Below are 23,064 nucleotides of genomic sequence, written 5' to 3'. Positions count from 1 at the left end.
ACAGCCGGGCCGGCCGCAAGGAGGCCATGATGAACGAGGCAACCACTGCCGCGGCGCCCGCGCGCGCCGGTGCCGATCCCGACACGCGCCTTGTCGTGCTGCTGATGTTCGGCGTGCTGCTGCTGTCCTATGTGATCAATGCCATGGACCGGCAGATCTTCCCGCTGCTGGCCGCCGACGTCAGGCGCGACTACGGCTTCTCGCTTGCCGATACCGGCCTGCTCTCCACCATCTTCACGCTCGGCATGGCGGTTGCCGGCTGGCCCACCGGCTATCTCCTGGCGCGCTATTCGCGCAAGGCGGTGCTGCAGATCGGCATCGCCATCTTTTCGGTGGGAACGGTGCTCACCGCCTATGCCGCCGGAATGGCCGACATGCTGGTCTACCGTGCTGCCACCGGCATCGGCGAGGCGATGCAGCTGACCGCGCTGATCGCCGTCGCGACCAGCTATTTCGTGCGCTATCGCGCGGTCGCCGTCGGGGCCATCAACGCCTCCTTCGGCGTCGGCGCGATCCTGGGGCCGATCGCCGCCGCCATGCTGCTGCAGCTCGAAGGCAGCTGGCGCGGCCCGATCATCGGGTTCGGCCTGATCGGTTTCGTCGCCATGGCGGCGATCTGGCTCTGCGTCTCGCCGGCTCTGACCGAGGTCGTCGACCGGCGCGACGGGCGGGCCGCCATGGGCGGCGCCGCGAGCCTTGCCAACCGCAACACGGTGCTGCTGACCGTGCTCAGCGTCATCGGCGGCCTGATCATCTACGGCTATCTCGGCATGTATCCGACCTTCCTGCGCGAGGAGCTCAAGTTCTCGCCGGCCGATACCGGGCGCGTCATGAGCATCTACGGGCTCGGCGTGCTCGCCTCGCTCGTCGGCGGCTGGCTCGGCGACCGCTTTTCGCCGCGCCTCGTGTTGGGAGCCGCCTTCCTCGCGGCGGCGGCGCTCGGCTATTTCATCTTCCAGGGCGCGACGGCCTTTGTCGCGCAGGCCGCGCTCTCCTTCGTCTGGGGCTTCGTCATCAGCGGCACGATCTATGTCAATCTCGCCGGCTATCACGTGAAGGCGGTGGTGCCCTCCGAGGCCGGCCGCGCCACCGGCATCTTCGTCACCAGCCTCTACGGCGCGGGCGCTTTCGCCGGCTATCTCATCGGCTTCATCGCCGGCAAGGCGGGCTGGGTGAGCGCCGGGCTCGTCCAGATCTCGTGCCTCGCGCTCGTCGGTGCGCTTCTGTCGCTGGCGCTCAGGCCGCAGGCGATGGCCGGGGCGGGGCGCTGAACCCCCTCAGGTCACCCGCTTGCGCTCGGCGAAGGCCGGCGCCTGCCAGAGGCCGGTCGCCATGATCCGCTCCAGCACGGCGACCGCCGCCCAGACATCCTCGAAGCGGGTATAGAGCGGGGTGAAGCCGAAGCGCAGGATGTCGGGTGCCCGGAAGTCGCCGATCACGCCGCAGGCGATCAGCGCCTGCATGATCTCCCAGCCCTTCGCGTGGGTCAGCGCGACCTGGCTGCCGCGCCCGTCGGGATCACGCGGGCTGATGACGGCAAGGCCGTGGCCGGCGAGGCGCGTTTCGACGAGGCTGATGAACAGGCTGGTCAGCGCGACCGACTTGGCGCGCACCAGGCTCATGTCGGCCGCCTCGAAGATCTTCAGGCTCTCGATCAGCGGCAGGTAGGAGAGGACCGGCGGCGTGCCGCAGCGGAACTTCTCGATGGTGGCCGCCGGCCGGTAGTCGATCTCGAAGGCGAAGGGCGCGGCATGGCCCTGCCAGCCGGTCAGCGGGCTCTCGATGCCGTCGAGATGGCGCGCCGCGACGAACAGCCAGGCCGGGCCGCCGGGGCCCGAATTCAGATATTTGTAGGTGCAGCCGACGGCGAAATCGACGCCCGCGCCATTCAGGTCGACCGGCAGAGCGCCGAGCGAATGGCAGAGATCCCAGATGACGAGCGCGCCGGCGGCATGGGCGGCCCGGGTGAGACGCGCCATGTCGCGCAGCTGGCCGGTGCGGTAGTTGACGTGCGACAGGCAGACCACCGCCGTGTCGCCGTTGATGAGCGCCTCGACCGAGGCATCGTCGTCACCGGCGAGCGCGAGATGCGCATGCCGGTGCACATTGGCGATCGCGCCCTGCAGGATATGGATGTCGGTCGGAAAGTTGTTGCGCTCGGATATGACCCCGGTCCGGCCGGGCCTCAGGCCCATGGCGGCGCAGAACACCTTGAACAGGTTGACCGAGGTGGAATCGCTGACCAGCACCTCGCCGCTCGCCGCGCCCATGAGCGGCGCCAGCCGGTCGCCGACGATGACCGGCAGCATGTGCCAGTCGCGCTCGTTCCAGCTGCGGATCAGCCCTTTGGCCCAGCCGTCCTCGAGCGCTTCGGCAAGCGTCGCTGGCACCGTGCGCGGCATGGCGCCGAGCGAATTGCCGTCGAGATAGATGTCGTCGGGCGGAAGCGCGAAATGGTCGCGCAGCCCGGCCAGAGGGTCCTGCCGGTCTCGCTCGATCGCCGCCATCCTGTCGGGCGTCGCGGCAAGGCGCACCGCCCGGGCGGCTTCGACCTCGGCATGCATCGGCAGATCTCCCTCAGAGCCGCGCCGACGTTAGCCGAGCAACCCGGCCGCGGCCAGCCCGAACGAGCACGCTTCGCCCAGTCGACACCGCGGAATAGATCGTTCTTCTAAAAGAACGATGGCTCAGAGACCATTTCCCTTTCATGTTCTATATGTGAGACAGGTTTCTTCCAAAATCTATCGCGAATGACACCACAGGCCGGGAGATTTTTGTCTCATTCTTGCCAAATATGCGCAAAAATGGTGCATTTTTGGAAATTGAGGGGCCGAACTTCTCCTTCGGGCGTGAACAGGAGAATCCTTCTTCCCGGCTGGATTGTTCGTCAAAAAGAACATTCTGGTTGACTTGACCGGCTCCCGGCAGAACACTTGGGCTCATTCTGCGGGGTGCGGCCGAGAGGTTCGGCGGACCCGAAGCGGAGCTTCTATTGAACGCCCCGACGCGGCGGACCGGCGATAGCCGGCCAGCGTCGGCTGCGTCGACGGATGCGCACGGACAAGGCGACGACCGAAGCCGGGCTGACGAAGCCGCGGGGCGGCGGCGCCATGCCGGGAGCAGGCGGCGGCGCCATGACAGGGAAAGCTTTCATACGATGCGTGCAGTGGTCCTGAGAGAACATGGCGGTCTCGACCGCCTCCGCCTGGAGCCGGAGTTTCCGACGCCGACTGCGGGCGAGGGCGACGTCGTGCTGCGCGTTCGCGCCAGCTCGCTCAACTACCACGACGTGTTCACACGGCGCGGCATGCCGGGCATCAAGATCCCGTTTCCGGTCATCATCGGCCTCGATGTGGTCGGCGAGATCGCCGAGATCGGACCGGGCGTCACCGGCTGGAAGGTCGGCGATCGCGTGCTGGTCGACCCCATCAACCGCGTCGAAGGCGGGCTCATGGGCGAGACGGTCAATGGCGGACTCGCCGAATATTGCCGCGCTCGCGCCCACCAGCTGATCGCCATTCCCGACACGGTCTCCTTCGAGCAGGCCGCGGCGCTGCCGGTCGCCTATGGCACGGCGCTGCGCATGATGACGACCATCGGCAAGGTTTCCGCCGGCGAGAAGGTGCTCATCCTCGGCGCCAGCGGCGGCGTCGGCGTCTGCTGCGTGCAGCTCGCCAAGCTCGCCGGCGCCCATGTGATCGCGGCGGCCGGATCGCAGGACAAGGCCGACCGGCTGCTCGCGCTCGGCGCCGACGAGGTCATCCTTTATCGCGACGAGGACTTCCTGAAAGTCATCCACGAGCGGCACGGCAAGCCGCAGCGCCGCCGCCACGACAAGAGCGGCGGTGTCGACGTCGTGGTCAACTTCACCGGCGGCGACACCTGGGTGAAATCGCTGCGCACGCTGAAGCTCGGCGGCCGGCTGCTCACCTGCGGGGCGACGGCGGGCTACGCGCCCACCGAGGACATCCGCTTCATCTGGACCTTCGAGCTGCAGATCCTCGGCTCCAACGGCTGGGAACCCGACGACATCCTGCGCCTGTTCGAACTGGTCGGCTCGGGCCAGCTGAAAGTGCCCGTCGACCGGACCTATCCGCTCGACCAGGCGGTCGAGGCCCTGCGGGTCATCGAGGACCGCGAGGTCATCGGCAAGGTCGTGGTGACGCCATGACCGAAGCGACCGCCACCCTGGCGAAGCCGGCTCCGGCCGCGCCCTTGAGCATCGCCGCGCTGCAGGCCAAGCTCGACGAGTCGCCGTTCAGCGCCTTTCTCGGCCTGACCGTGATTGCCGCCGATGCCGCACGCGAGGAGATCACCATCCGCGCGCCGTTCCGGCCGGAGCTCGAGCGCGGCGCCGGCACGAGGCAATGGCACGGCGGCCCCATCGCTTCGGTCATCGACACGGTCGGCGACTTCGCCCTGATCATGCTGATCGGCCGCGGCCTGCCGACCATCAATTTCCGCGTCGACTATCTCAGGCCGGCGATCGGCGCCGACCTCGTCGTCACCGCCCGCGTCCGGCGCAACGGACGCAGCGTCGGCGTCTCCGACGTCGACGTCTTCGACGAGCGCGGCACGCTGCTGGCGATCGGCCGCGCGAGCTACGCCACCCAGGACAAGAACTGATAGCGCGCCGGGCCCGACCTGCGGTTCCGCGGCCGGCGCGGCTTGAAAGGTGAAGAGAATGTTCAGCCTCTCCCGACGCAATCTTCTCGCCGGCGCCGCCGGCGGCGTCATCGCGGTCGCGGCCGATGGCAGCCGCGCCGTCTTCGCCCAGGGGACGACAGCCGCGCCGAAGCGCGGAGGCACCCTGACGGCCACCTGGGGCGGCCTCGAACCGCAATCGCTGTTCGTGCCGCCGGGCGGCGGCTCCAGCCCCTATTTCACCTCGACCAAGGTGCATGAGCGGCTGCTCCGGCTGAACAACGACCTGGCCTTCGAGCCGGTGCTCGCGCTCGACGTGACGCCCGCGGAGGACTTCCGCAGCTACACCATCAAGCTGCGTCCCGGCGTCGTCTGGCACGACGGCAAGCCGTTCACCGCCGACGACGTGGTGTTCAGCGCGCTCTCCTACTGGAAGCCGATCTCGGCGGGCGTCGCGCTGAAGGCGCTGAGCCATGCCGAAGCGGTCGACCCGACCACCGTGCGCCTGACTTTCGATGCCGCCGTGCCCGACTTCTTCCTGAAGTCGATCCTGGCCGGCAAGTCCGGTCTCGTCATCGCCCGGCACCTCTATGAAGGCCGCGACATCCTGACCAACCCGGCCAACAACGCTCCCGTCGGCACCGGGCCCTTCAAGGTCAAGGAATGGGTGCGCGGCAGCCATGTCGAATTCGTCCGCAACGAGCGCTACTGGGATCCGCAGCTGCCCTATCTCGACCGCCTGGTGATCCGCTGGTGGCGCGATCCCGCCTCGCGCTCGGCCGCCTTCGAAGCCGGCCAGCTCGACATCGGCGTGTTCAACCCGACGCCGGCGCCCGACATCAAGCGCCTCGGCGCGACCGGCCGCTTCACCTCGACCACCAAGGGCTACGACAATTCGGCCTGGGTCTCGACCATCGAGTTCAATTCGCGCCGCGACATCGTCAAGCGCGCCGAGGTGCGGCGTGCCATCAACCATGCGATCGATCGCAGCTTCATTGCCGAGACCATCTTTTTCGGGTTGGCGAAGCCCGCCGCCGGGCCGATCCCGAGCAGCAATGCGCTGTTCTTCAACAAGAACGTGCCGGCCTATGCCTTCGACGTGAAGAAGGCCGGCCAGCTGCTGGATGCCGCCGGCCTGCCGGTGCGCAACGGCAGCCGCTTCAGGCTCACCGTCGTGGCCGCGGGCTGGTTCGAGGAGAACGTCAAGCTCGGCCAGTACGTCAAGCAGGCGCTGGAGGACATCGACATTGCCGTCGACCTCGCCATTCCCGACCGGGCGACGTCGCTGAAGCGCATCTATGCCGACTACGACTACGACATCGCCCTCTCCAACAATTCCGGCGCGGTCGAGCTGGTGCCGCAATGGACCCAGTTCGTCACCACCGACGGCATCCTCAAGGGCGCCGCCTTCCGCAATGCCAACGGCTATTCCAATCCGCGCGTCGACGAGATCGTCGCCCGTCTGTCGGTGGAGATCGACCCGGCCAAACGGGTCGCGCTGGCGCACGAGCTGCAGACGGTGCTCGCCACCGACCTGCCCTGGACCTCGCTGGTCGAGATCGAATCCGTGACGGTCGCCCGCTCGGACGTGCGCGGCCACTCGCAATTTGCCGACTTCATGGGCGAGAGCTGGGGCAATGTCTGGCTCGATCGCTGACGGACGGGGCACGGCCATGGGCCGGATCCTCGCACGGCGCCTTGCCCAGATCGTCCCGCTGCTGCTGGGCGTCATCGTGCTGAACTTCGCGCTCATCCAGCTCGCGCCGGGCACGTTTCTCGACGTGATGACGGCCGAGCAGCAGGTCAGCGATCCCGCGCTGATCGAGCGGCTGCGCGTGCTCTACGGCATGGACCAGCCGGCGATCGTCCAGCTCGGCAAATATATCTGGTCGGTGCTGACCCTCGATTTCGGCTTTTCCTACCGCCAGAACGCGCCCGTCCTGGACGTCATCCTGCAGCATTTGCCGGCGACCGTGATCCTGATGCTGGCGAGCATCGCCATCGCCCTGGTGGTCGGCCTCACCGCGGGTGTCGTCGCCTCGGTGAAGGTCAATACCATCTGGGACAACTTGATCTCGCTCGGCGCGGTGTTCTTCTTCGCCGCGCCGACCTTCTGGCTGGGCATCATGCTCACCGTGCTGTTCGCGGTGAAGCTCGGCTGGCTGCCGGTCGGCGGCATGCGCACGATCGGCTCGTCCGGTGGACCGATCTCCGATGCGCTCGATGTCGGCCGTCATCTCCTGCTGCCGGCCGTCGCGCTCGGGCTGTTCTATGCGGCCATGTATGCCCGCGTCATGCGCGCCGCCATGCTCGAAGTGCTGCGCATGGAATTCGTCCGCACCGCCCGCGCCAAGGGCCTGTCGGGGGCGGCCGTCGTCGTCCGCCACGTGCTGCGCAACGCGCTGCTGCCGGTGGTGACGCTGCTCGGCCTGCAGCTCGGCACGGTGGTCGGCGGCAGCGTCGTCATCGAGGCCGTGTTCAGCTGGCCCGGCATCGGCAGCCTCATGCTCGACAGCGTGATGAGCCGCAACTACCCGGTCGTGCTCGGCGTCATGGTGCTGTCCTCCCTGGTGGTCGCGCTCGCCAATGCGGCGGTCGACCTTGCCTATCTCAAGCTCGATCCCCGGATCCGGGTTCGATAGCGGGCTGCCCTCAGATGACCGTCCTCCTCCAGTTTCTCGGCCGTTTCGGCCGCAACCGCGCGGCTCTGGTCGGCCTGCTCGTCATCGTCGTCGTCGCCGGTTTCGCGCTCGCCGCGCCCAGCCTGTTTCCGCGCAACCCGCTGCGCATCGTCGGACGGCCGGAAATCTGGCCGTTCCTCAACCCGCGCTTTCCGTTGGGCACGGATTCGCTTGGCCGCGACATCGCCGCGATGGTCGCCCACGGCGCCCGCACGACGCTCCTCATCGGCCTCTTCGCCAGCCTGACCGCGACCTGCATCGGCGTCGCCGTCGGTGCGAGCGCGGCCTATTTCGGCGGCTGGGTCGACGAGGTGCTGATGCGCTTCGCCGAGCTGTTCCAGACGGTGCCGAACATCATCTTCATCCTCACCATCGTGTCGATCCTCGGCCAGACCATCGGCAACATCACCCTTGCCGTCGGCATCGTCACCTGGACGCCGATTGCGCGCCTCACCCGCGCCGAATTCCTGTCGCTGCGCGACCGTGAATTCATCCAGGCCTGCCGCGCCATGGGCATGAGCGACTGGCGCATCATCGTCGGCGAGATCCTGCCCAACGCCCTGCCGCCGGTGGTGATCCTGTCGTCGCTGGTGATCGCCAGCGCCATCCTGTTCGAATCGGCGATCTCTTTCCTCGGCCTCGGCGATCCCAACGTCGCGAGCTGGGGCGGCCTGATCGGCGACGGGCGCACGCTCATCCGCACCTCCTGGTACATCTGCGCGGTGCCGGGCGTCGCGATCATGCTCACCGTGCTGGCGCTCAATCTGATCGGCGACGGCCTGAACGACGCGCTCAACCCGAAGCTGAGGGACCGGTGATGGCGCGGCTGCTCACCGTCACCGACCTTTCGGTCGAGCTCGTCACCCGGCGCGGCCGGCTGCCGGCGGCCGACAAGGTTTCGCTCGCGGTCGATGCCGGCGAGACGCTGGCGATCGTCGGCGAATCCGGCTGCGGCAAGTCACTGACCGCACTTGCGCTGATGCGGCTCCTGCCCGAGCCGCCGGCGCGCCTCGCCGGCGGCCGGGTGGAGCTCGGCGGGCGCGACCTCACCGCGCTGCCCGAGCGGACCATGCGCGACGTGCGCGGGCGGGAGATCTCGATGATCTTCCAGGACCCGATGACCTCGCTCAACCCGGTCGTCAGCATCGGCAGCCAATTGATCGAGGCGATCCGCCAGCACGAGCCGCTGTCCACCCGGGACGCGGCGGATCGCGCGCTCGAACTGCTGCGCCAGGTCGGCATTCCCGATCCCGAAGGGCGGCTGGACGACTATCCGCACCAGCTCTCCGGCGGCATGAACCAGCGCGTGATGATCGCAATGGCGGTCGCCTGCCGGCCGCAGCTGCTGATCGCGGACGAGCCGACCACCGCGCTCGACGTGACCATCCAGGCGCAGGTCCTCGCGCTCATCAAGGCGCTGCAGGCGGCCACCGGGATGGCGCTCATCATCATCACCCACGATCTCGGCGTGGTCGCCGAGACCGCCGACCGCGTCGCCGTCATGTATGCCGGCCGCAAGGTGGAGGAGGGGCCGGTCGACGACATCTTCGAACGGCCGCTGCACCCCTATACGCGGGGCCTGATCGGCGCGACCCCCTCGGCCGCGCGGACGCGGCGCGACCGGCTCGTCGAGATCAGCGGCAGCGTGCCGGGCCTCGACGCCCTGCCGGTCGGCTGCGCCTTCGCCAACCGCTGCCCGATCGTGATGGAGCGCTGCCTCGGCCACCGGCCGCCGCTGGTCGCGCGCGCCGGCCGACGGGTCGCCTGTTTCGCAACCGCGGCGGAGGAGACGCCTGATGTCGCTTTTGTCGGTGCGTGAGCTGAGCGTCGCCTTTCCCTCCGCGCGCGGCGTGGTGCGGGCGGTGACCGATGTCAGCCTGACGGTCGGGCCGGGGGAAACGGTGGCGCTGGTCGGCGAGTCCGGCTGCGGCAAGTCGAGCCTCGGCAAGGCGATCATGCGGCTCGCGCCGATCGCCGCCGGCACGGTGTCGATCGAGGGCACCGACATCACGACGCTCGGTCCCCGGGCCCTCCGGCCGTTCCGCCCGCGCGTGCAGATGATCTTCCAGGATCCCTACAGTTCCCTGAACCCGCGCCACACCGTCGGCGAGATCATCGGCCAGCCGCTGGCCGTCGCCGGCCGGCCGCGTGCCGAGATCCGCGAGCGCGTCGCCGCCGTCATGGCGCGGGTCGGCCTCGCGGCCGATGCCGCCGCGCGCTATCCGCACGAATTCTCCGGTGGCCAGCGCCAGCGCGTCGGCATTGCCCGCGCCCTCGTGCTCAATCCGAAAGTCGTCATCTGCGACGAGCCGGTGTCCGCGCTCGACGTCTCGGTGCGCGCCCAGGTGATCAATCTGCTGCGGGACCTGCAGCAGGATTTCGGCGTGTCCTATCTGTTCATCTCGCACGACCTGTCCGTCGTCGAGCATGTCGCCGACCGTGTGCTGGTCATGTATCTCGGCCGCGTGGTCGAGAGCGGGCCGGCGGCGGAGATCTTCGCGAGCCCCGCTCATCCTTATACCCGCGCCCTGATCGAGGCCGCGCCGGTGGCCAATCCAAGGCTCGCCCGTACGCGCTCGCGGACGATCCTCGGCGGCGAACTGCCGAGCCCGCTCAAGCCTCCCGCCGGCTGCGCCTTCCATGCCCGCTGCCCGTTCGCCCAGGCCGTCTGCCGCGAGCGCGCGCCGCGGCTCGAGCCCGGCGCTAGCGGGCGCGCCGTCGCCTGTCACTTTCCGCTTCTCCCGCCCATCGGCGCCGCCGCCCTCGCCGACCGGCTCGACGCCTGACTTTCGACTGAAGGATATCGCCGCCATGTCGCGCTGGACCAATCTTGGGGATCTCGTCGACCGCTCCCGCGATCTCGATCGCATCGCCGTCATCGACCTCCTGCGCCGGGACGCGCCGCGCGAATGGTCGCATCGCGCGATCGACGCCCATGCCAATGGCGTTGCCCGCCTGCTGACGGATGCCGGCCTGCCGCGCGGTGCCTGTGTCGCCATCCTCGCGCTCAACCGCGCCGAATACGTCATCAGCTATTTCGGCATCATGCGCGCCGGCTTCGTGGCCGTTCCGGTCAACACCAAGCTGCCGCGCGAGACCATCGACTATATTTTCGAGGACGCCCGCATCGCCTTCGCCTTCACCGACGGCGCGCGGCGGCACCTCGTGCCTTCGGCCGTGCCGGCGATCGATTTCGACGATGCCGGGCCCGATGGCTTTGCCGCGCGGGTCGTGCCCGGAGCTTTCGATACGTTGCCGGCCGGCGCCGACGAGATCGGCCAGATCCTCTATACGTCGGGCTCCACCGGCCGGCCGAAGGGCGTGCCGCTCAGCCATGCCGGACAGCTCTGGGCGCTCGAAACGCTCACGGCCGCGACGGTGCCCGAGACCGAGCGCTCGATCATCGCCCAGCCGCTGTTCCACATGAACGGGCTGTTCCAGTCGAAGTCGGTCTTCGCCACCAACGGATCGGTCGTCTACCTCCCGGGTTTCGACGTGGCCGACTATGTCGATGCGCTCGAGCGCTATCAAATCACCAATGTGATGGCGGTGCCGACCATGCTCGCCCGGGTGGTCAAGGACGAGGCGGCGCTGGCGGAGCGCGACTTCTCCGCGTTGAAGCGCATCCGGCTCGGCTCGGCGCCGCTGACGCTCGGGTTGATCGAGCGGATCCGTGCCGCGTTCCCCGGCATTCCCGTGACCAACGGTTTCGGCACCACGGAGGCGGGGCCGGCCGTGTTCGGGCCGCATCCCGACGGGCTGCCGCAACCGCCGCTGGCGGTCGGCTACCCCCTGGCCGGCGGCGAGGTGCGCCTCGTCGACGGGCCGAGCGACGATGAGGGCGTGCTGCTCATGCGCAATCCTGCGGTCACGCCCGGCTATCTCAACCTGCCGGCGCAGAGCGCCAGGGTTCTCGATGCCGGCTGGTATCGCTCGGGCGACGTGTTCCGCCGCGACGCGCAGGGCTTCTATTATTTCGTCGGCCGCGCCGACGACATGTTCGTCTGCTCCGGCGAGAACATCTATCCGGGCGAGGTCGAGAAGCTCCTGGAGCGCCACCCCGATGTGCAGCAGGCGGCGGTGGTGCCGCTGCCCGACGAGGAGCGCGGCCAGGTGCCGGTCGCCTTCATCGTGCGGCGCGCAGAAGGCGCCATCGCTGTCGACGAGGTCAAGCGTTTCGCCATCGACAACGGCCCCGCCTACCAGCATCCGCGCCGCATCGCTTTCGTCGCCGACCTGCCCTGGGCCGGCACCAACAAGATCGACCGCAAGGCGCTGATCGAGGAGGCCCGCACGCGCGAGGCCGCGGCGGGGTGGTCGCTGTGAGCCGCCGCGCGGCAGCAACGGCCGGCGCGCCGGCGCGCGTCGCGCTGGTCACCGGCGCGAGCCGCGGCATCGGCCGGGCCATTGCGCTGCGGCTCGCGCGCGACGGCGCGACCGTCGCCGTGCATTACGGGCGAGGGGAGGCGGAAGCCGTGGCAACGGTTGCGGCCATTGCCGAGAGCGGCGGCAGCGCCTTCGCGGTCAAGGCCGATCTCGGCGAGGCGGAAGGGCCGGAGCGGCTTGCCGAAGCCTTCGGCCGGATCCTGCGCGACCGCTTCGGCACGGCCGGTTTCGACATCCTAGTCAACAATGCGGGCATCGGCCGGCGGGCCAGGATCGATGCGGTCAGCCGCGCCGAGTTCGACCGGATCCTGACGGTCAACCTGAAGGCGCCGTTCTTCCTGACCCAGATCCTGCTGCCGCATCTGCGCGATGGCGGCCGGATCATCAACCTGTCGTCGATGGGGACGCGGGCCGCCTATCCCGAAATGGCCGCCTATGCGCCCGCCAAGGCCGGCCTCGAAGCTCTGACACGGCTGCTCGCCGTCGACCTCGGCGGCCGCGGCATCACCGTCAACGCCGTGCTGCCGGGAGCGACCGCGACCGACATGAATGCCGGCGCGCGGGACCCCGAGATCAGCCGGGAGATCGCGCGGACCATCGCGCTCGGCCGCGTCGGCCAGCCGGAGGACATCGCTTCCGTGGTCGGTTTCCTGGCCTCGCCCGACGGTGCCTGGGTGACCGGCCAGAGCATCGACGCGAGCGGCGGTCAGCGGCTTTAGGCCGCTCCAGGCGCGCGCCTCAGATCACGCTGCGGATGGCGAAGCTCGTCTGGATGCGGGCGACGCCGGGAAGGCGCGACAGGACGTGCTTGTGCACGCGCTCGTAGTCGGCGGCATGGGTGAGCTCGACCCGCAGGAGATAGTCGGAATCGCCGGTCATCAGGTCGCACTTGCGCACTTCCGGGCATTTGCGGATCGCCGCCTCGAAGCGCGTCAGATAGTCCTCGGTCTGCCGCTCCAGCGTGATCCGTGCGATCACCACCGCCATGTTCTCCGACAGGCGCTGATCGATCAGCGCCGTATAGCCGCGGATCACCCCACTCTGCTCCAGGGCCTTGACCCGCCTCAGGCAGGCCGAGGCCGAGAGCCCGACGGCGGCGGCGAGGTCGGCATTGGTGATCCGGCCGTCGGCGCGCAGGAACTGGATGATGCGATGGTCCGTCGCGTCGAGAGCCGGAGACATGATCTGCCAATCTGCCACATGAAATTGCGCTGAAGCTCGACTGTTCGAATAATCTGTCGTCGATATCAAGCACATTCGACGAATCCGCTCCTAATCTCTGCCGTTCCAGACAGTGGTCGGCGTGGGGGCGCATGATGAAGACGGTCATTCTCGGCAGCGGCGTGATCGGCGTCACCAGCGCCTATTATCTCGCCCGCGCAGGCCATGAGGTGGTCGTCATCGACCGGCAGCCCAAAGTGGCGCTGGAGACGAGCTTCGCCAATGCCGGCGAGGTGTCGCCCGGCTATTCCTCGCCCTGGGCCGGTCCCGGCGTGCCGCTCAAGGCGATCAAGTGGTTGACCATGAAGCACGGGCCGCTGGTGGTGCGGCCGAAGCTCGACCCGGCCATGTGGATCTGGATGCTGCGCATGCTGGCGAACTGCACGGCCGGCCGCTACCGCATCAACAAGAGCCGCATGGTGCCGCTCGCCGAATATAGCCGCGACTGTCTGAAGGCCCTGCGGGGCGAGATCGGCATCGCCTATGACGAGCGGGCCCAGGGCACGCTGCAGCTGTTCCGCTTCCAGAAGGATCTCGACGGCACCGGCGGCGATATTGCCGTGCTGAAGGAGTTCGGCGTCGATCACGAACTGCTCGACCGGGCGGGCTGCATCGCAGCCGAGCCGGCGCTGAAGCTGGTCGAGGACAAGTTCGTCGGCGGCCTGCGCCTGCCGCATGACGAGACCGGCGACTGCCAGATGTTCACCGAGGCGCTCGCCGCCAAGGCCGCGGCGCTCGGCGTCGTGTTCCGCCAGGACGTCAGGATCGACCGGCTGACCCATGACGGCCACCGCATCACGGGTGTCGAGACCAGTGCCGGCACGATGAAGGGCGACAACTATGTCGTTGCGCTCGGCAGCTATTCGCCGCTGATGTTGAAGCCCCTCGGCGTGTCCATCCCCGTCTATCCGGTCAAGGGCTATTCGCTCACCTTGGACGTGACCGACCCGGCGGCGGCGCCGGTCTCCACCGTCATGGACGAAACCTACAAGGTGGCGATCACCCGGCTCGGCGACCGGATCCGGGTCGGTGGCACGGCCGAGCTCGGCGGCTACGATCTCAGGCTGCACGACGGTCGCCGGGCGACGCTCGAACATTCGGTCGGCGACCTCTTCCCGCGCGGCGGCAGGATCGAGGGCGCCAAGTTCTGGACCGGCCTCAGGCCGATGACGCCGGACGGCACGCCGCTGATCGGCGGCACGCGCCTGTCGAACCTGTTCCTCAATACCGGCCACGGCACGCTCGGCTGGACCATGGCCTGCGGTTCGGGCCGGCTCATCGCCGACCTCCTGTCCGGTCGGCCGACCGATATCGACGCCAGGCCCTACCGGATCGACCGCGGCGCGGCGTGACGTCGCGCCGCATCGTCCGCGCGGGCGATGACGGCGAAGCCGTAGCCGCCCGCTGAAATTCCGGCTAGGTGATGGCCGAGAGGTCACCGGAGACAAGCGGCCCGATGCGGCTTCCCTCGCTGAATGCCCTCAGGGCTTTCGAGGCTGTCGGCCGCACCGGCAGCATCAAGGCGGCCAGCGACGAGCTGGCCGTCAGCCCGACCGTCGTCTCGCGCCACATTCGCAACCTGCAGCTCGATCTCGGCGTGGCGCTGGTCGAGCCGCACGGCCGCGGTCTGCTCCTGACGACATCGGGAGAGGCGTTCCATGCCCAGATCAGCCGGGCCTTCGACATCATGCGCCAGGCGAACGAGGACATCCGCCCGTCGGTCCGGCGCAGCCTGACGATCTGGTGCATTCCCGGCATCGCCAACCAGCGCCTGCTCGGCCGGCTGCCGCAGCTGCAGGCGCGCCTGCCCAACTACGACATCCTGCTGCAGCCGACCCTGTCCCGGCCGGATTTCGCGCGCGGCGAGGCGGATGCCGAGGTGATCCACATGAACATGCTGATCACCCATCCGAACGTCCGCACCGAGCTGATCGCGGCCCCGGCCGTCCATGCGGTCGCAAGCCCGGCCTTCCGGTCGCGCTTTCCGCCGGTGACGGAGCCGGCCGACTTCCTCAAGCTGCCGCTGATCCACGAGGCGTCGACCCTCTACTGGGAGCAGTGGTTCGAATATGCGGGGGTTTCCGACCTGCCCATGCTGCGCGGACCGCGGCTCTGGCATGCCCATCTCACCATCGAGGCGGCACGCCAGGGCCAGGGCGTGGCGCTCGCCAATACGCTGCTGGTCGAGGACGATCTCGCCTCCGGCCGCCTCGTCGATCTCAGCCCCCAGCCGGTGAGCCTCGGCGGCTACTATTTCGTCGCGGCCTCGCGCCGCTGGGCCGATCCGGAACTGGTGGTGCTGCGCCGCTGGCTCAAGGAGACGCTGCAGAGCGGCGCGGCGACTGCTGCATCTGATGCAGCAGTGCGCAGCGAATAAGCTGATTGTCCCTGGACACCGCGCGCCCTAGCGTCCAGGTCTCAACAATCCGTCCAGGATCGCCCATGACCACCAATGCCGAACTCCTGTCCCGTCGCGAGGCCGCCGTGGTCCGCGGCGTCGGGCATGTCACGCCGATTTCCGCGCAGCGCGCGCTGAATGCCGAAATCTGGGATGTCGAGGGCAAGCGCTACGTCGATTTCGCCGGCGGCATCGCCGTGGTCAATACCGGCCACTGCCATCCGAAGATCCTCGCCGCGGTCAGCGAGCAGATGCAGCGCTTCACCCACACCTGCTTCCAGGTGCTGATGTACGAGCCCTACATCCTGCTTGCCGAGCGGCTGAACGCGATCGCGCCGATCCAGGGCCCGCTGAAGACCGCCTTCTTCACCACCGGCGCCGAGGCGACCGAGAACGCCATCAAGATCGCCCGCGCCGCCACCGGCCGCTCGGGCGTCATTTCCTTCACGGGCGCCTTCCACGGCCGCACCATCATGGCCTCCGCCATGACTGGCAAGGTCGTACCCTACAAGAAGGGCCTCGGGCCGACCCTGCCCGACGTCTGGCATGTACCGTTCCCGGTGCCGCAGTTCGGCGTCAGCGTCGAGGATTCGCTGAAGTTCCTCGGTTATATCTTCAAGGCCGATGTCGACCCCTCGCGCGTCGCGGCGATCATCCTCGAGCCGGTCCAGGGCGAGGGCGGCTTCCACCAGGCGCCGCCGGAGCTGATGCGGGCGCTGCGCCGGATCTGCGACGAGCACGGCATCGTGCTGGTGGCGGACGAGGTGCAGACCGGCTTCGGCCGCACCGCCAAGATGTTCGCCATGGAACATTACGACGTCTCGCCGGATCTCATCTGCGTCGCCAAGAGCCTTGCCGGCGGCTTCCCGCTCTCCGGCGTCATCGGCCGGGCGGCGATCATGGACGCGGCCGATCCGGGCGGCCTCGGCGGCACCTATGCCGGCAATCCGCTCGCCTGCGCCGCCGCGCTCGCCGTGCTCGACATCTTTGCCGAGGAGAAGCTGCTCGACCGGGCCGCGGCGCTCGGCACGCGGCTCATGACGCGGCTCGAAAAGCTGCGCATGCGCAATGACCTCATGCCGATCGCCGACATCCGCGGCCTCGGCGCCATGGTCGCCTTCGACATCGTCAAGGAGCGCGGCAGCGCCGAGCCCGATGCCGAAGCCACCAAGCGCGTGGTGCAGTTCGCCCATGAGAACGGCCTCATCCTGCTGTCCTGCGGCACCAATGCCAATACGATCCGCATCCTGACGCCGCTGACCGCCGAGGAGGCGATCGTCGACGAGGGCCTCGACATTCTGGAGAAGGCGCTCGCCAACTGAGCGCGGGCCGGACGCACCTGTCCGGATCGACAACCAACCGGCCGCGTCCGGGCCCGATCAGGGCCCGGTTCGCGGCCGGTTTTTTTGACGGAATGAGCGCCCCACGGGCTGCGGCGCGGAGCGCATGCGTCGCGAGCGACCGGCGGCGATGCCGCTCAGCCGGCGGCAACCGCTCCAACGGATCGGCGACCGGCGCGCCCAAGGGCACGACGCGGCGCCTCTGGGTGGTGAGCACGGTCAGGCCGCACGCAGCCGCCCTCGCAGCGATGGCGATATCCCCAAAACCCGGATCGTGGCCGCGAGCGATCGCGCATGGCGCCGGCCGCGCGCCTCCCTCATGCCGAAGGGCAGGATGTACCCGGGCATGCAGATGCGCGCCCGCCGACGGCGGCCGCTGCAATCGAGCGGAGGAGGGGTCCTCGCCATTCCCGGCATTTCCGGCCGGCGCGCCCGCCGACGCGTTCAAAAAAAACACCTGTCCCTTGCAAATTAGATGATTGTTGCGCTGACCGCGGTCCGCCAGACTTTTCCTGCAAATGACAAGACGATCGGCCGTCTCCCGCGGCATTCGCGGGCAAGGCGGTCGTGCGCCGGACAAGAAGAAACGGCGGAAGCGGGGTATAACGAGCGTGACGGCGGCTGTTCAGATTGGCCACGACTTGAATATCGACAGCCTGTGTAAGTTCTATGGGGGATTTACCGCGCTCGATAACGTATCGCTGGGGATCCGTCGGGGCGAATTCCTGACGCTTCTGGGGCCGTCCGGTTCCGGCAAGACGACGCTCTTGATGTCGATCGCCGGTTTCGTCTCGCCCGACCGCGGCGATATCCTGCTCGACGGCCGCAGCATCGGTCACCTGCCGCCCGAACAGCGCAATTTCGGCATGGTGTTCCAGGGCTATGCCCTGTTCCCGCACATGACCGTCTACGACAATGTCGCCTTCCCGCTGAAGGTGCGCAAAAGGCCCGCCGCCGAGATCAAGCAGAAGGTCGACGCCGCGCTCGATCTCGTCCAGCTTGCCTCGCGCGCCGACCGCTATCCGCGCCAGCTCTCCGGCGGTCAGCAGCAGCGCGTGGCGCTCGCCCGCGCCATGGTGTTCACGCCGCATCTCCTGCTGCTCGACGAACCCCTGAGCGCGCTCGACAAGAAGCTGCGCGCCGAACTGCAGGACGAACTGAAGCGGCTGCACCGGCGCGTCGGGCTGACCTTCATCTACGTTACCCACGACCAGGACGAGGCGCTGTCCATGTCCGACCGGATCGTGGTCATGCGCGACGGCCGCGTGGTGCAGCAGGGGTCGCCCACCGAGCTCTACGACCGGCCGGCGACGACCTTCGTCGCCGACTTCCTCGGCAAGAGCAATTTCCTGCGCGGCAAGGTCGACGCGCATGTCGCCGGCGGCTTCGTGCTGGCCCGCCAGGGCGTGCGCATCACCCAGGCCTCGGCCGACGGCAAGGCTCCGGCGGTCGGCACCGACGTGGTGGTGGCGCTGCGGCCGGAAAAGATCGGCCTCGCCCGAGACGATGCGCCTGCCGACAACCGGCTGAAGGGCGTCGTCTCCGAATGGAACTATTTCGGCTCGCAGTTCCGCCTGGTCGTCGACACGCTCGAGTTCGGCGCCGTGGCGGTGGTCATCCCGGCCTGGAAATGCGGCGAGCCGCCGGCCATCGGCGAACCCCTGTCGCTCGCCTGGGACCGCGATGCGGGGACGCTGGTCGCCGACGCCTGAACGCCGTGCAGCGCTGATTCAACGACAAACCAGTGGGGACACTTGTCATGACCAATCGCTTTGAAATTTCGGCTCCGTCCAGGCGCGCCGTCCTCAAGGGCGCCGCCGGGCTTGTTGCCGCGCCGGCCGTGCTGGGCGCCGGCTCCGCGTTCGCCCAGGCGCGCAAGGAGGTGGTGCTGGTCAACTATGGCGGCGCCGCCATGAAGGCCTTCGACGAGGCCTATGTCCAGCCGTTTGCCGCCCAGGGCGGCCGCATCGTGCTCGACGGCAGCGGGCCGCTCAACGGCAAGATCCTGACCATGGTGCAGTCGCGCAACGTCACCTGGGACATCTGTGATGCCGGCATCACCACGCTCGCCGAGCTTGGGCCGCGCAACGCACTGGAGAAGATCGACTATTCGATCGTCGACAAGAGCAAGGTGCCGGCCGAGTTCGCCTACGAGAACGGCGTGGTGAACTACATGTTCTCCTCGGTGCTTGCCTGGGATACGGCCAAGGTCAAGGAGACGCCGACTCTCGCCGACTTCTTCGACCTGAAGAAATATCCGGGCCGGCGCATGATGCGCAAGGATTCCCAGGCCATGCTGGAGCTGTGCCTCCTGGCCGACGGCGTGCCGCGCGACAAGCTTTATCCGCTGGATGTGCGGCGCGCGTTCGCCAAGCTCGGCACCATCAAGAAGGACGTGCTCTACTGGAACAGCGGCGCCGAGAGCCAGAGCCTGATGCGTGACGGCGAATGCGTCATGGGCCTGCTCTGGCACACCCGCGCCAACGTCCTGAAGGCGGAAACCAACAACCGCATCGCCTTCACCTTCAAGGACGGCCTGCTGCAGCCCGGCCTCTGGGTGGTGCCGAAGGGCAATCCCGCCGGCGCTGAAGCCTTCCGGGCGATCGCCTCGATGCAGCAGCCCGAGGGCCAGGTGAAGCTGCTCGCCGCCATGGGCAACGGCCCGTCGAATCCGGCGGCCCAGCCGCTGGTGCCGGAGGCACTGCGCGCGACCAATCCGGCCGACCCGGCCAACGCCGCGGTGCAGGCCAAGATCGACGCGGCCTGGTACATCGAGAATCACTCGAAGACCTTCCAGTCGTTCCTCGATTTCATCTCGTCCTGAGCCGACAAGCCGGCGGCGCGGCCTCCGAGGCCGCGCCGCCGGCAGGGCGCCCATGCGCCGCTCCGCAAGCCCTTCTGGCCCGGATCCGAGACCGATGACCGCTTCCGCCGACCGCTCCCTGTCCCTTCCCGCCCGTGCGCGTTTCAGTCCGACCGGGCGCTACTGGCTGCTGATCGCGCCGGCGCTGGCGATGATGGTCGCCTTCTATCTCTATCCCATCTCGCGCGTGCTCTGGATGAGCGTCACCGAGCCGCAGCCGGGGCTCGACAATTTCGCATTGCTCGCCACCAGCGCCTCCATCCACCGCATGCTGCTCACCACGGCGCGGATCAGCATTGCCACGACCGTCATCACCCTCGTCCTCGCCTATGTCGTCTCCTACGTGCTGGTCCATTCGAGCGAGCGGGTGCAGCGCTGGATGTTCCTCGGCGTGCTGGTGCCGCTCTGGATCTCCGTATTGGTGCGCGCTTTCGCCTGGTTCGTGCTGCTGCGCCGCGAGGGCCTGATCAACACCGCGCTGATGTCGACCGGCGTCATCGACGCGCCGCTCAGCCTGATCTGGAACGAGACCGGGGTGATGATCGGCATGGTCCACTACATGCTGCCCTTCGGCATCCTGCCGATCTACGCCAACATGCGCGACATCGACCAGCGCTGCATTGCCGCGGCCCGCGGCCTCGGCGCGACCCGCGGCGTCGCCTTCCGCAAGGTGTTCCTGCCGCTGTCCATGCCGGGCGTCATCGGCGCCGCGGTGCTGGTCTTCATCTTCTCCCTCGGCTTCTTCGTCACGCCCGCCATCCTCGGCGGCGGCAAGACGCTGATGATCGCCGAATACATCAAGGTGCAGATCCTGGAGATCGTCCGCTGGGGCATCGGCACCATGCTGGCGGCGACCCTGCTGATCGTCATCTGCGGCCTCCTGATGGTGCTGAGCCGCATGGTCGACATGCGCAAGCTGTTCGGAGCGGGGTGAGCCATGTTCTCGTCCAGCTTCGGCACGCCCTCGCTTTCGGTCCGCTCGCTCGCCTGGATCATCATCTGCTTCCTGGTCCTGCCGATCTCGATCGTCTTCGCCGTCTCGGTCACCGACCAGCCCTACCTGTCGCTGCCGCGCGAAGGCGTCTCGCTGCAATATTTCGCCAACCTGATGACGAGCCAGGCCTGGCTCTCCAGCATTGGCCATAGCCTGATCATCGCCGTGGCCTCGACGGCGATCGCGGCGGTCGCCGGCACGCTCTGCGCCATCGGCTGCTGGCGCCTCGGCAACCGGGCGAGCGACCTCGTGCGCCTGGTCATGCTGATGCCGATCATGGTGCCGACCATCGTCTATGCGCTCGGCATCTATCAGTTCTGGATCGATCTCAGGCTGATCGATACCTATACCGGCGTCGTCATCGCCCATGCCGTGACCGGCATGCCCTATGTGGTCATCACCGTGTCGACGGCGCTCGCCGGCTTCGATCCGCGGCTCGAACAGGCCGCGCTCAATCTCGGCGCCAGCATGGGCCAGACGCTGCGCCTGGTGATCATCCCCAACATCCTGCCGGGTGTCATTTCCGGCGTCATCTTCGCCTTCATTCACAGCTGGGACGAGCTGGTCATCGTGCTGTTCATCGCCGGCCGCGGCGTCTTCACGCTGCCGCGCCGCATGTGGGACGGCATCAACGAGCATCTCGATCCGACCATGGCGGCGGTCGCCGCTGTGCTGGTGCTGATCACGCTCGCCCTTCTGTTCGTCGATATCGCGATCCGGGCGCGCCGCGCCCGCTGATCCCGCGATCCCCGCATCAGCCTTGGGCCGCAGCGCCCACTCGCCAGATGGAATTAGTGCCATGACCGCTCAAGACGCTTTCGGCCCCGACCAGACCCTGGCGCTCGACTGGATCGCGCGGAACAGCGCGGCTCTGTCGCGCGACCACATGACGATCTGGGATTTCCACGAGCCGTCCTGGCGCGAGTACAAGTCGGCCGCCTGGTATGTCGAGCGGCTGCGCGCCGAGGGTTTCACGGTCGAGGTCGGCTCCGGCGGCATGCCCACCGCCTTCTGCGCCACCTGGTCGAACGGCGAGGGGCCGACCATCGGCGGCTATGCCGAATATGACGCGGTGCCGGGCACTTCGCAGGCGCCGGTGCCGCGGCGCGAGCCGCGGGCGGGCGTCAACCGCCATGCCGCCGGTCACACCGATCCGCATTCGGCGCTCGGCCTCGGCTCGTTCACCGGCTTCCTCGCCGCCAAGCATGCGATGGAGAGGAACGGCATCAAGGGCCGGCTGAAATTCTTCGGCGAACCGGCCGAGAAGATGTGCGGTTCCAAGCCCGTCCACGCCGCCAAGGGCTATTACGACGATCTCGACGCCGCCATCAGCTTCCATCCGCATTCGTTCCCACGGCTTGCCAACAGCTGCTTCTGGGACACCCACAGCGCCCCCTATTGGAGCCGCATCTACACGTTCGAATGCGAGCATCCGGAGACCTGGCAGAATGCCGGAGCGGTGACCGGCGTCGCGCACAGCCATTCGTCGGCGCGCGCGCCGGGCGCCATCGACGCGGTCTGCCTGATGTACACCTCGTCGAAATACATGAAGGAGGCGATGCTGCCCCATCACGGCAGCTGGAGCCTCAACGAGTTCATCCTGCATGCCGGCCAGGCGGCGGCCGACAACCTAGCTCCCGGCCTCGGCCAGATCCAGTATTCGCTGCGCGCGCCCGACCTTGCCATGTGCGAGCGGGTCTTCGAGGTGCTCGACCGCAATGCCGAGCACTGCGCGGCGATGAGCCATTGCAAGGTCACGACGGCCTGGATCACCCGCACCCGCGCCGGCCTTGCCAACCATGCCATGGCCGAGGTCGCCTGGCGCAACTTTCAGCGCGTCGGCGCGCCGCAATGGGGCGAGGGCGCGAAGCGCTTCGCCCGCGACATCCAGGCGAGCCTCGGCCTCGAGCCCATGGCCGATCCGTTCACCCCGGAAATCCAGGAGCTGACGGCGCCCTGGGACGGCGAGAAGGCCTTCCGCGAGCAGCTTCCGCCCTGGCAGACCAATCTCGCGGCGGACGACTATGTCGACTACACCTGGCACGCGCCGACCGTGCGCCTCTATGTCGGACGCCCGACCCTGCGCGCGCCGCATCCGGGCTACCGCTATCCCGACTGGACGCGCTACGCGATGGGCGGCGTGCCCGACTGCATCGACCCGATGTGGCTCACCGCCGGCAAGGTCATCGCCGCCACGATCATCGACCTCATGACCGACGGCGTCTCCCTCGACCGCGCGCAGGCCGAGTTCCGCGAGCGCACCGGCGGCGGCGTCGGTGGCACCAAATGGGTGGCGCCGCTGCTGCCGAAGGATTTCGCCGCGCCGGTCCACTACCGCTGGCCGGAATATGTCGAGACCGCCCGCGGCACCGAATGGACCATCCCGACCGCCGCGCCGTGAGCGCTGTCGCTCAGCCAACGGCCCAGGACGCTGGCGCGTCGGGCCGTTGAAGACCTCGCGAATTGCTGAGCGAGAGCAGCAATTCGCGAGATGGAGCCGACGGTCATCTGCGATGCCCGTCGGCGTCACACCGAAC

20 protein-coding genes are annotated in these 23,064 nt (G+C 68.3%); 18 read left to right on the top strand and 2 right to left on the bottom strand.

The annotated features are described in order from the left end of the window. Nucleotides 1-29 precede the first annotated feature (29 nt). Nucleotides 30-1,271 carry an MFS transporter gene (locus OZ671_RS03060; RefSeq protein WP_268859357.1) on the top strand — a complete coding sequence of 414 codons (1,242 nt, stop codon included), beginning with the start codon at nucleotides 30-32 and terminating at the stop codon, nucleotides 1,269-1,271. Between the two features lie 6 nt (nucleotides 1,272-1,277). Here OZ671_RS03060 and kynU read toward each other — a convergent pair whose 3' ends face one another. Further along, nucleotides 1,278-2,564 carry a kynureninase gene (kynU, locus tag OZ671_RS03055; protein WP_268859356.1) on the bottom strand — a complete coding sequence of 429 codons (1,287 nt, stop codon included), beginning with the start codon at nucleotides 2,562-2,564 and terminating at the stop codon, nucleotides 1,278-1,280. 593 nt (nucleotides 2,565-3,157) lie between these two features. Between kynU and OZ671_RS03050 the strand changes: the two genes are divergently transcribed. From OZ671_RS03050 to OZ671_RS03010, 9 genes are read left to right on the top strand one after another with little or no spacing between them, the layout of a single operon-like run. After that, nucleotides 3,158-4,171 carry a quinone oxidoreductase family protein gene (locus tag OZ671_RS03050; RefSeq protein WP_038309026.1) on the top strand — a complete coding sequence of 338 codons (1,014 nt, stop codon included), beginning with the start codon at nucleotides 3,158-3,160 and terminating at the stop codon, nucleotides 4,169-4,171. Beyond that, nucleotides 4,168-4,626 carry a PaaI family thioesterase gene (locus OZ671_RS03045; protein ID WP_268859355.1) on the top strand — a complete coding sequence of 153 codons (459 nt, stop codon included), beginning with the start codon at nucleotides 4,168-4,170 and terminating at the stop codon, nucleotides 4,624-4,626. The genes OZ671_RS03050 and OZ671_RS03045 overlap by 4 nt, the downstream gene beginning before the upstream one ends. A 58-nt stretch (nucleotides 4,627-4,684) precedes the next feature. Continuing rightward, complete coding sequence (locus tag OZ671_RS03040; RefSeq protein ID WP_268859354.1) at nucleotides 4,685-6,301, top strand: ABC transporter substrate-binding protein; 1,617 nt, start codon at nucleotides 4,685-4,687, stop codon at nucleotides 6,299-6,301. Further along, a complete protein-coding gene (locus OZ671_RS03035) occupies nucleotides 6,282-7,286 on the top strand; it encodes an ABC transporter permease (RefSeq protein WP_268859353.1) in 1,005 nt (334 codons plus the stop codon). The genes OZ671_RS03040 and OZ671_RS03035 overlap by 20 nt, the downstream gene beginning before the upstream one ends. A 14-nt stretch (nucleotides 7,287-7,300) precedes the next feature. Continuing rightward, a complete protein-coding gene (locus tag OZ671_RS03030; RefSeq protein WP_038309032.1) occupies nucleotides 7,301-8,143 on the top strand; it encodes an ABC transporter permease in 843 nt (280 codons plus the stop codon). Beyond that, a complete protein-coding gene (locus OZ671_RS03025; RefSeq protein WP_268859352.1) occupies nucleotides 8,143-9,144 on the top strand; it encodes an ABC transporter ATP-binding protein in 1,002 nt (333 codons plus the stop codon). The genes OZ671_RS03030 and OZ671_RS03025 overlap by 1 nt, the downstream gene beginning before the upstream one ends. Continuing rightward, complete coding sequence (locus OZ671_RS03020) at nucleotides 9,122-10,111, top strand: ABC transporter ATP-binding protein (RefSeq protein WP_268859351.1); 990 nt, start codon at nucleotides 9,122-9,124, stop codon at nucleotides 10,109-10,111. Before OZ671_RS03025 ends, OZ671_RS03020 begins: the two co-directional genes overlap by 23 nt. A 25-nt stretch (nucleotides 10,112-10,136) precedes the next feature. Next, nucleotides 10,137-11,651: a class I adenylate-forming enzyme family protein gene (locus tag OZ671_RS03015; protein WP_268859350.1), complete on the top strand. Its 1,515-nt coding sequence runs from the start codon at nucleotides 10,137-10,139 to the stop codon at nucleotides 11,649-11,651. Continuing rightward, complete coding sequence (locus tag OZ671_RS03010; RefSeq protein ID WP_328286334.1) at nucleotides 11,639-12,430, top strand: SDR family oxidoreductase; 792 nt, start codon at nucleotides 11,639-11,641, stop codon at nucleotides 12,428-12,430. The genes OZ671_RS03015 and OZ671_RS03010 overlap by 13 nt, the downstream gene beginning before the upstream one ends. A 19-nt stretch (nucleotides 12,431-12,449) precedes the next feature. Here the strand turns inward: OZ671_RS03010 and OZ671_RS03005 are convergent, their stop codons facing one another. Beyond that, nucleotides 12,450-12,893 (bottom strand): Lrp/AsnC family transcriptional regulator, encoded by a 444-nt coding sequence (locus OZ671_RS03005; RefSeq protein ID WP_038309068.1) that lies wholly within the window; start codon nucleotides 12,891-12,893, stop codon nucleotides 12,450-12,452. 134 nt (nucleotides 12,894-13,027) lie between these two features. On the opposite strand from OZ671_RS03005, the gene OZ671_RS03000 reads away from it, so the two are divergent. The 8 genes from OZ671_RS03000 (at nucleotide 13,028) to OZ671_RS02965 (ending at nucleotide 22,928) form a co-directional block, all read left to right on the top strand. Beyond that, on the top strand, nucleotides 13,028-14,284 hold the full coding sequence (locus OZ671_RS03000) for a D-amino acid dehydrogenase (RefSeq protein WP_038309144.1): 1,257 nt from the start codon (nucleotides 13,028-13,030) through the stop codon (nucleotides 14,282-14,284). Between the two features lie 104 nt (nucleotides 14,285-14,388). After that, complete coding sequence (locus OZ671_RS02995) at nucleotides 14,389-15,309, top strand: LysR substrate-binding domain-containing protein (protein WP_103167783.1); 921 nt, start codon at nucleotides 14,389-14,391, stop codon at nucleotides 15,307-15,309. 65 nt (nucleotides 15,310-15,374) lie between these two features. Then, nucleotides 15,375-16,652 carry a 4-aminobutyrate--2-oxoglutarate transaminase gene (gabT, locus tag OZ671_RS02990; protein ID WP_268859349.1) on the top strand — a complete coding sequence of 426 codons (1,278 nt, stop codon included), beginning with the start codon at nucleotides 15,375-15,377 and terminating at the stop codon, nucleotides 16,650-16,652. Nucleotides 16,653-17,311: 659 nt separating this feature from the next. After that, the gene (locus OZ671_RS02985) at nucleotides 17,312-18,382 is read left to right on the top strand and encodes an ABC transporter ATP-binding protein (RefSeq protein WP_268859348.1); all 1,071 of its coding nucleotides are present in this window, start codon (nucleotides 17,312-17,314) and stop codon (nucleotides 18,380-18,382) included. Between the two features lie 47 nt (nucleotides 18,383-18,429). Beyond that, on the top strand, nucleotides 18,430-19,494 hold the full coding sequence (locus OZ671_RS02980; protein ID WP_268859347.1) for an ABC transporter substrate-binding protein: 1,065 nt from the start codon (nucleotides 18,430-18,432) through the stop codon (nucleotides 19,492-19,494). A 94-nt stretch (nucleotides 19,495-19,588) separates the two neighbouring features. Next, nucleotides 19,589-20,467 carry an ABC transporter permease gene (locus OZ671_RS02975; protein ID WP_268859346.1) on the top strand — a complete coding sequence of 293 codons (879 nt, stop codon included), beginning with the start codon at nucleotides 19,589-19,591 and terminating at the stop codon, nucleotides 20,465-20,467. Between the two features lie 3 nt (nucleotides 20,468-20,470). After that, entirely contained in the window at nucleotides 20,471-21,265 is a 795-nt protein-coding gene (locus OZ671_RS02970; protein WP_268859345.1) for an ABC transporter permease, read from the top strand. Between the two features lie 61 nt (nucleotides 21,266-21,326). Further along, nucleotides 21,327-22,928 carry an amidohydrolase gene (locus OZ671_RS02965; RefSeq protein ID WP_268859344.1) on the top strand — a complete coding sequence of 534 codons (1,602 nt, stop codon included), beginning with the start codon at nucleotides 21,327-21,329 and terminating at the stop codon, nucleotides 22,926-22,928. Nucleotides 22,929-23,064: the final 136 nt, after the last annotated feature.

The organism is Phreatobacter sp. AB_2022a, assembly GCF_026847585.1.
In the GTDB taxonomy this organism is placed as follows: domain Bacteria; phylum Pseudomonadota; class Alphaproteobacteria; order Rhizobiales; family Phreatobacteraceae; genus Phreatobacter.
The sequence above is the reverse complement of the archived record's forward strand: the minus strand, read 5'-3'. Positions and strand labels throughout refer to the sequence as shown.

Excerpts from the sequence above, each read along its gene's own strand:
- OZ671_RS03000 (WP_038309144.1), top strand. The coding sequence starts at position 13,028 with ATGAAGACGGTCATTCTCGGCAGCGGCGTGATCGGCGTCACCAGCGCC.
- OZ671_RS03050 (WP_038309026.1), top strand. The coding sequence starts at position 3,158 with ATGCGTGCAGTGGTCCTGAGAGAACATGGCGGTCTCGACCGCCTCCGC.
- OZ671_RS03040 (WP_268859354.1), top strand. The coding sequence starts at position 4,685 with ATGTTCAGCCTCTCCCGACGCAATCTTCTCGCCGGCGCCGCCGGCGGC.
- gabT (WP_268859349.1), top strand. The coding sequence starts at position 15,375 with ATGACCACCAATGCCGAACTCCTGTCCCGTCGCGAGGCCGCCGTGGTC.
- OZ671_RS03015 (WP_268859350.1), top strand. The coding sequence starts at position 10,137 with ATGTCGCGCTGGACCAATCTTGGGGATCTCGTCGACCGCTCCCGCGAT.
- OZ671_RS02975 (WP_268859346.1), top strand. The coding sequence starts at position 19,589 with ATGACCGCTTCCGCCGACCGCTCCCTGTCCCTTCCCGCCCGTGCGCGT.
- OZ671_RS03045 (WP_268859355.1), top strand. The coding sequence starts at position 4,168 with ATGACCGAAGCGACCGCCACCCTGGCGAAGCCGGCTCCGGCCGCGCCC.
- OZ671_RS03060 (WP_268859357.1), top strand. The coding sequence starts at position 30 with ATGAACGAGGCAACCACTGCCGCGGCGCCCGCGCGCGCCGGTGCCGAT.
- OZ671_RS02980 (WP_268859347.1), top strand. The coding sequence starts at position 18,430 with ATGACCAATCGCTTTGAAATTTCGGCTCCGTCCAGGCGCGCCGTCCTC.
- OZ671_RS02970 (WP_268859345.1), top strand. The coding sequence starts at position 20,471 with ATGTTCTCGTCCAGCTTCGGCACGCCCTCGCTTTCGGTCCGCTCGCTC.
- OZ671_RS03025 (WP_268859352.1), top strand. The coding sequence starts at position 8,143 with ATGGCGCGGCTGCTCACCGTCACCGACCTTTCGGTCGAGCTCGTCACC.
- OZ671_RS03030 (WP_038309032.1), top strand. The coding sequence starts at position 7,301 with ATGACCGTCCTCCTCCAGTTTCTCGGCCGTTTCGGCCGCAACCGCGCG.
- OZ671_RS02995 (WP_103167783.1), top strand. The coding sequence starts at position 14,389 with ATGCGGCTTCCCTCGCTGAATGCCCTCAGGGCTTTCGAGGCTGTCGGC.
- OZ671_RS03035 (WP_268859353.1), top strand. The coding sequence starts at position 6,282 with ATGTCTGGCTCGATCGCTGACGGACGGGGCACGGCCATGGGCCGGATC.
- OZ671_RS03005 (WP_038309068.1), bottom strand. The coding sequence starts at position 12,893 with ATGTCTCCGGCTCTCGACGCGACGGACCATCGCATCATCCAGTTCCTG.
- OZ671_RS02965 (WP_268859344.1), top strand. The coding sequence starts at position 21,327 with ATGACCGCTCAAGACGCTTTCGGCCCCGACCAGACCCTGGCGCTCGAC.
- kynU (WP_268859356.1), bottom strand. The coding sequence starts at position 2,564 with ATGCATGCCGAGGTCGAAGCCGCCCGGGCGGTGCGCCTTGCCGCGACG.
- OZ671_RS03020 (WP_268859351.1), top strand. The coding sequence starts at position 9,122 with ATGTCGCTTTTGTCGGTGCGTGAGCTGAGCGTCGCCTTTCCCTCCGCG.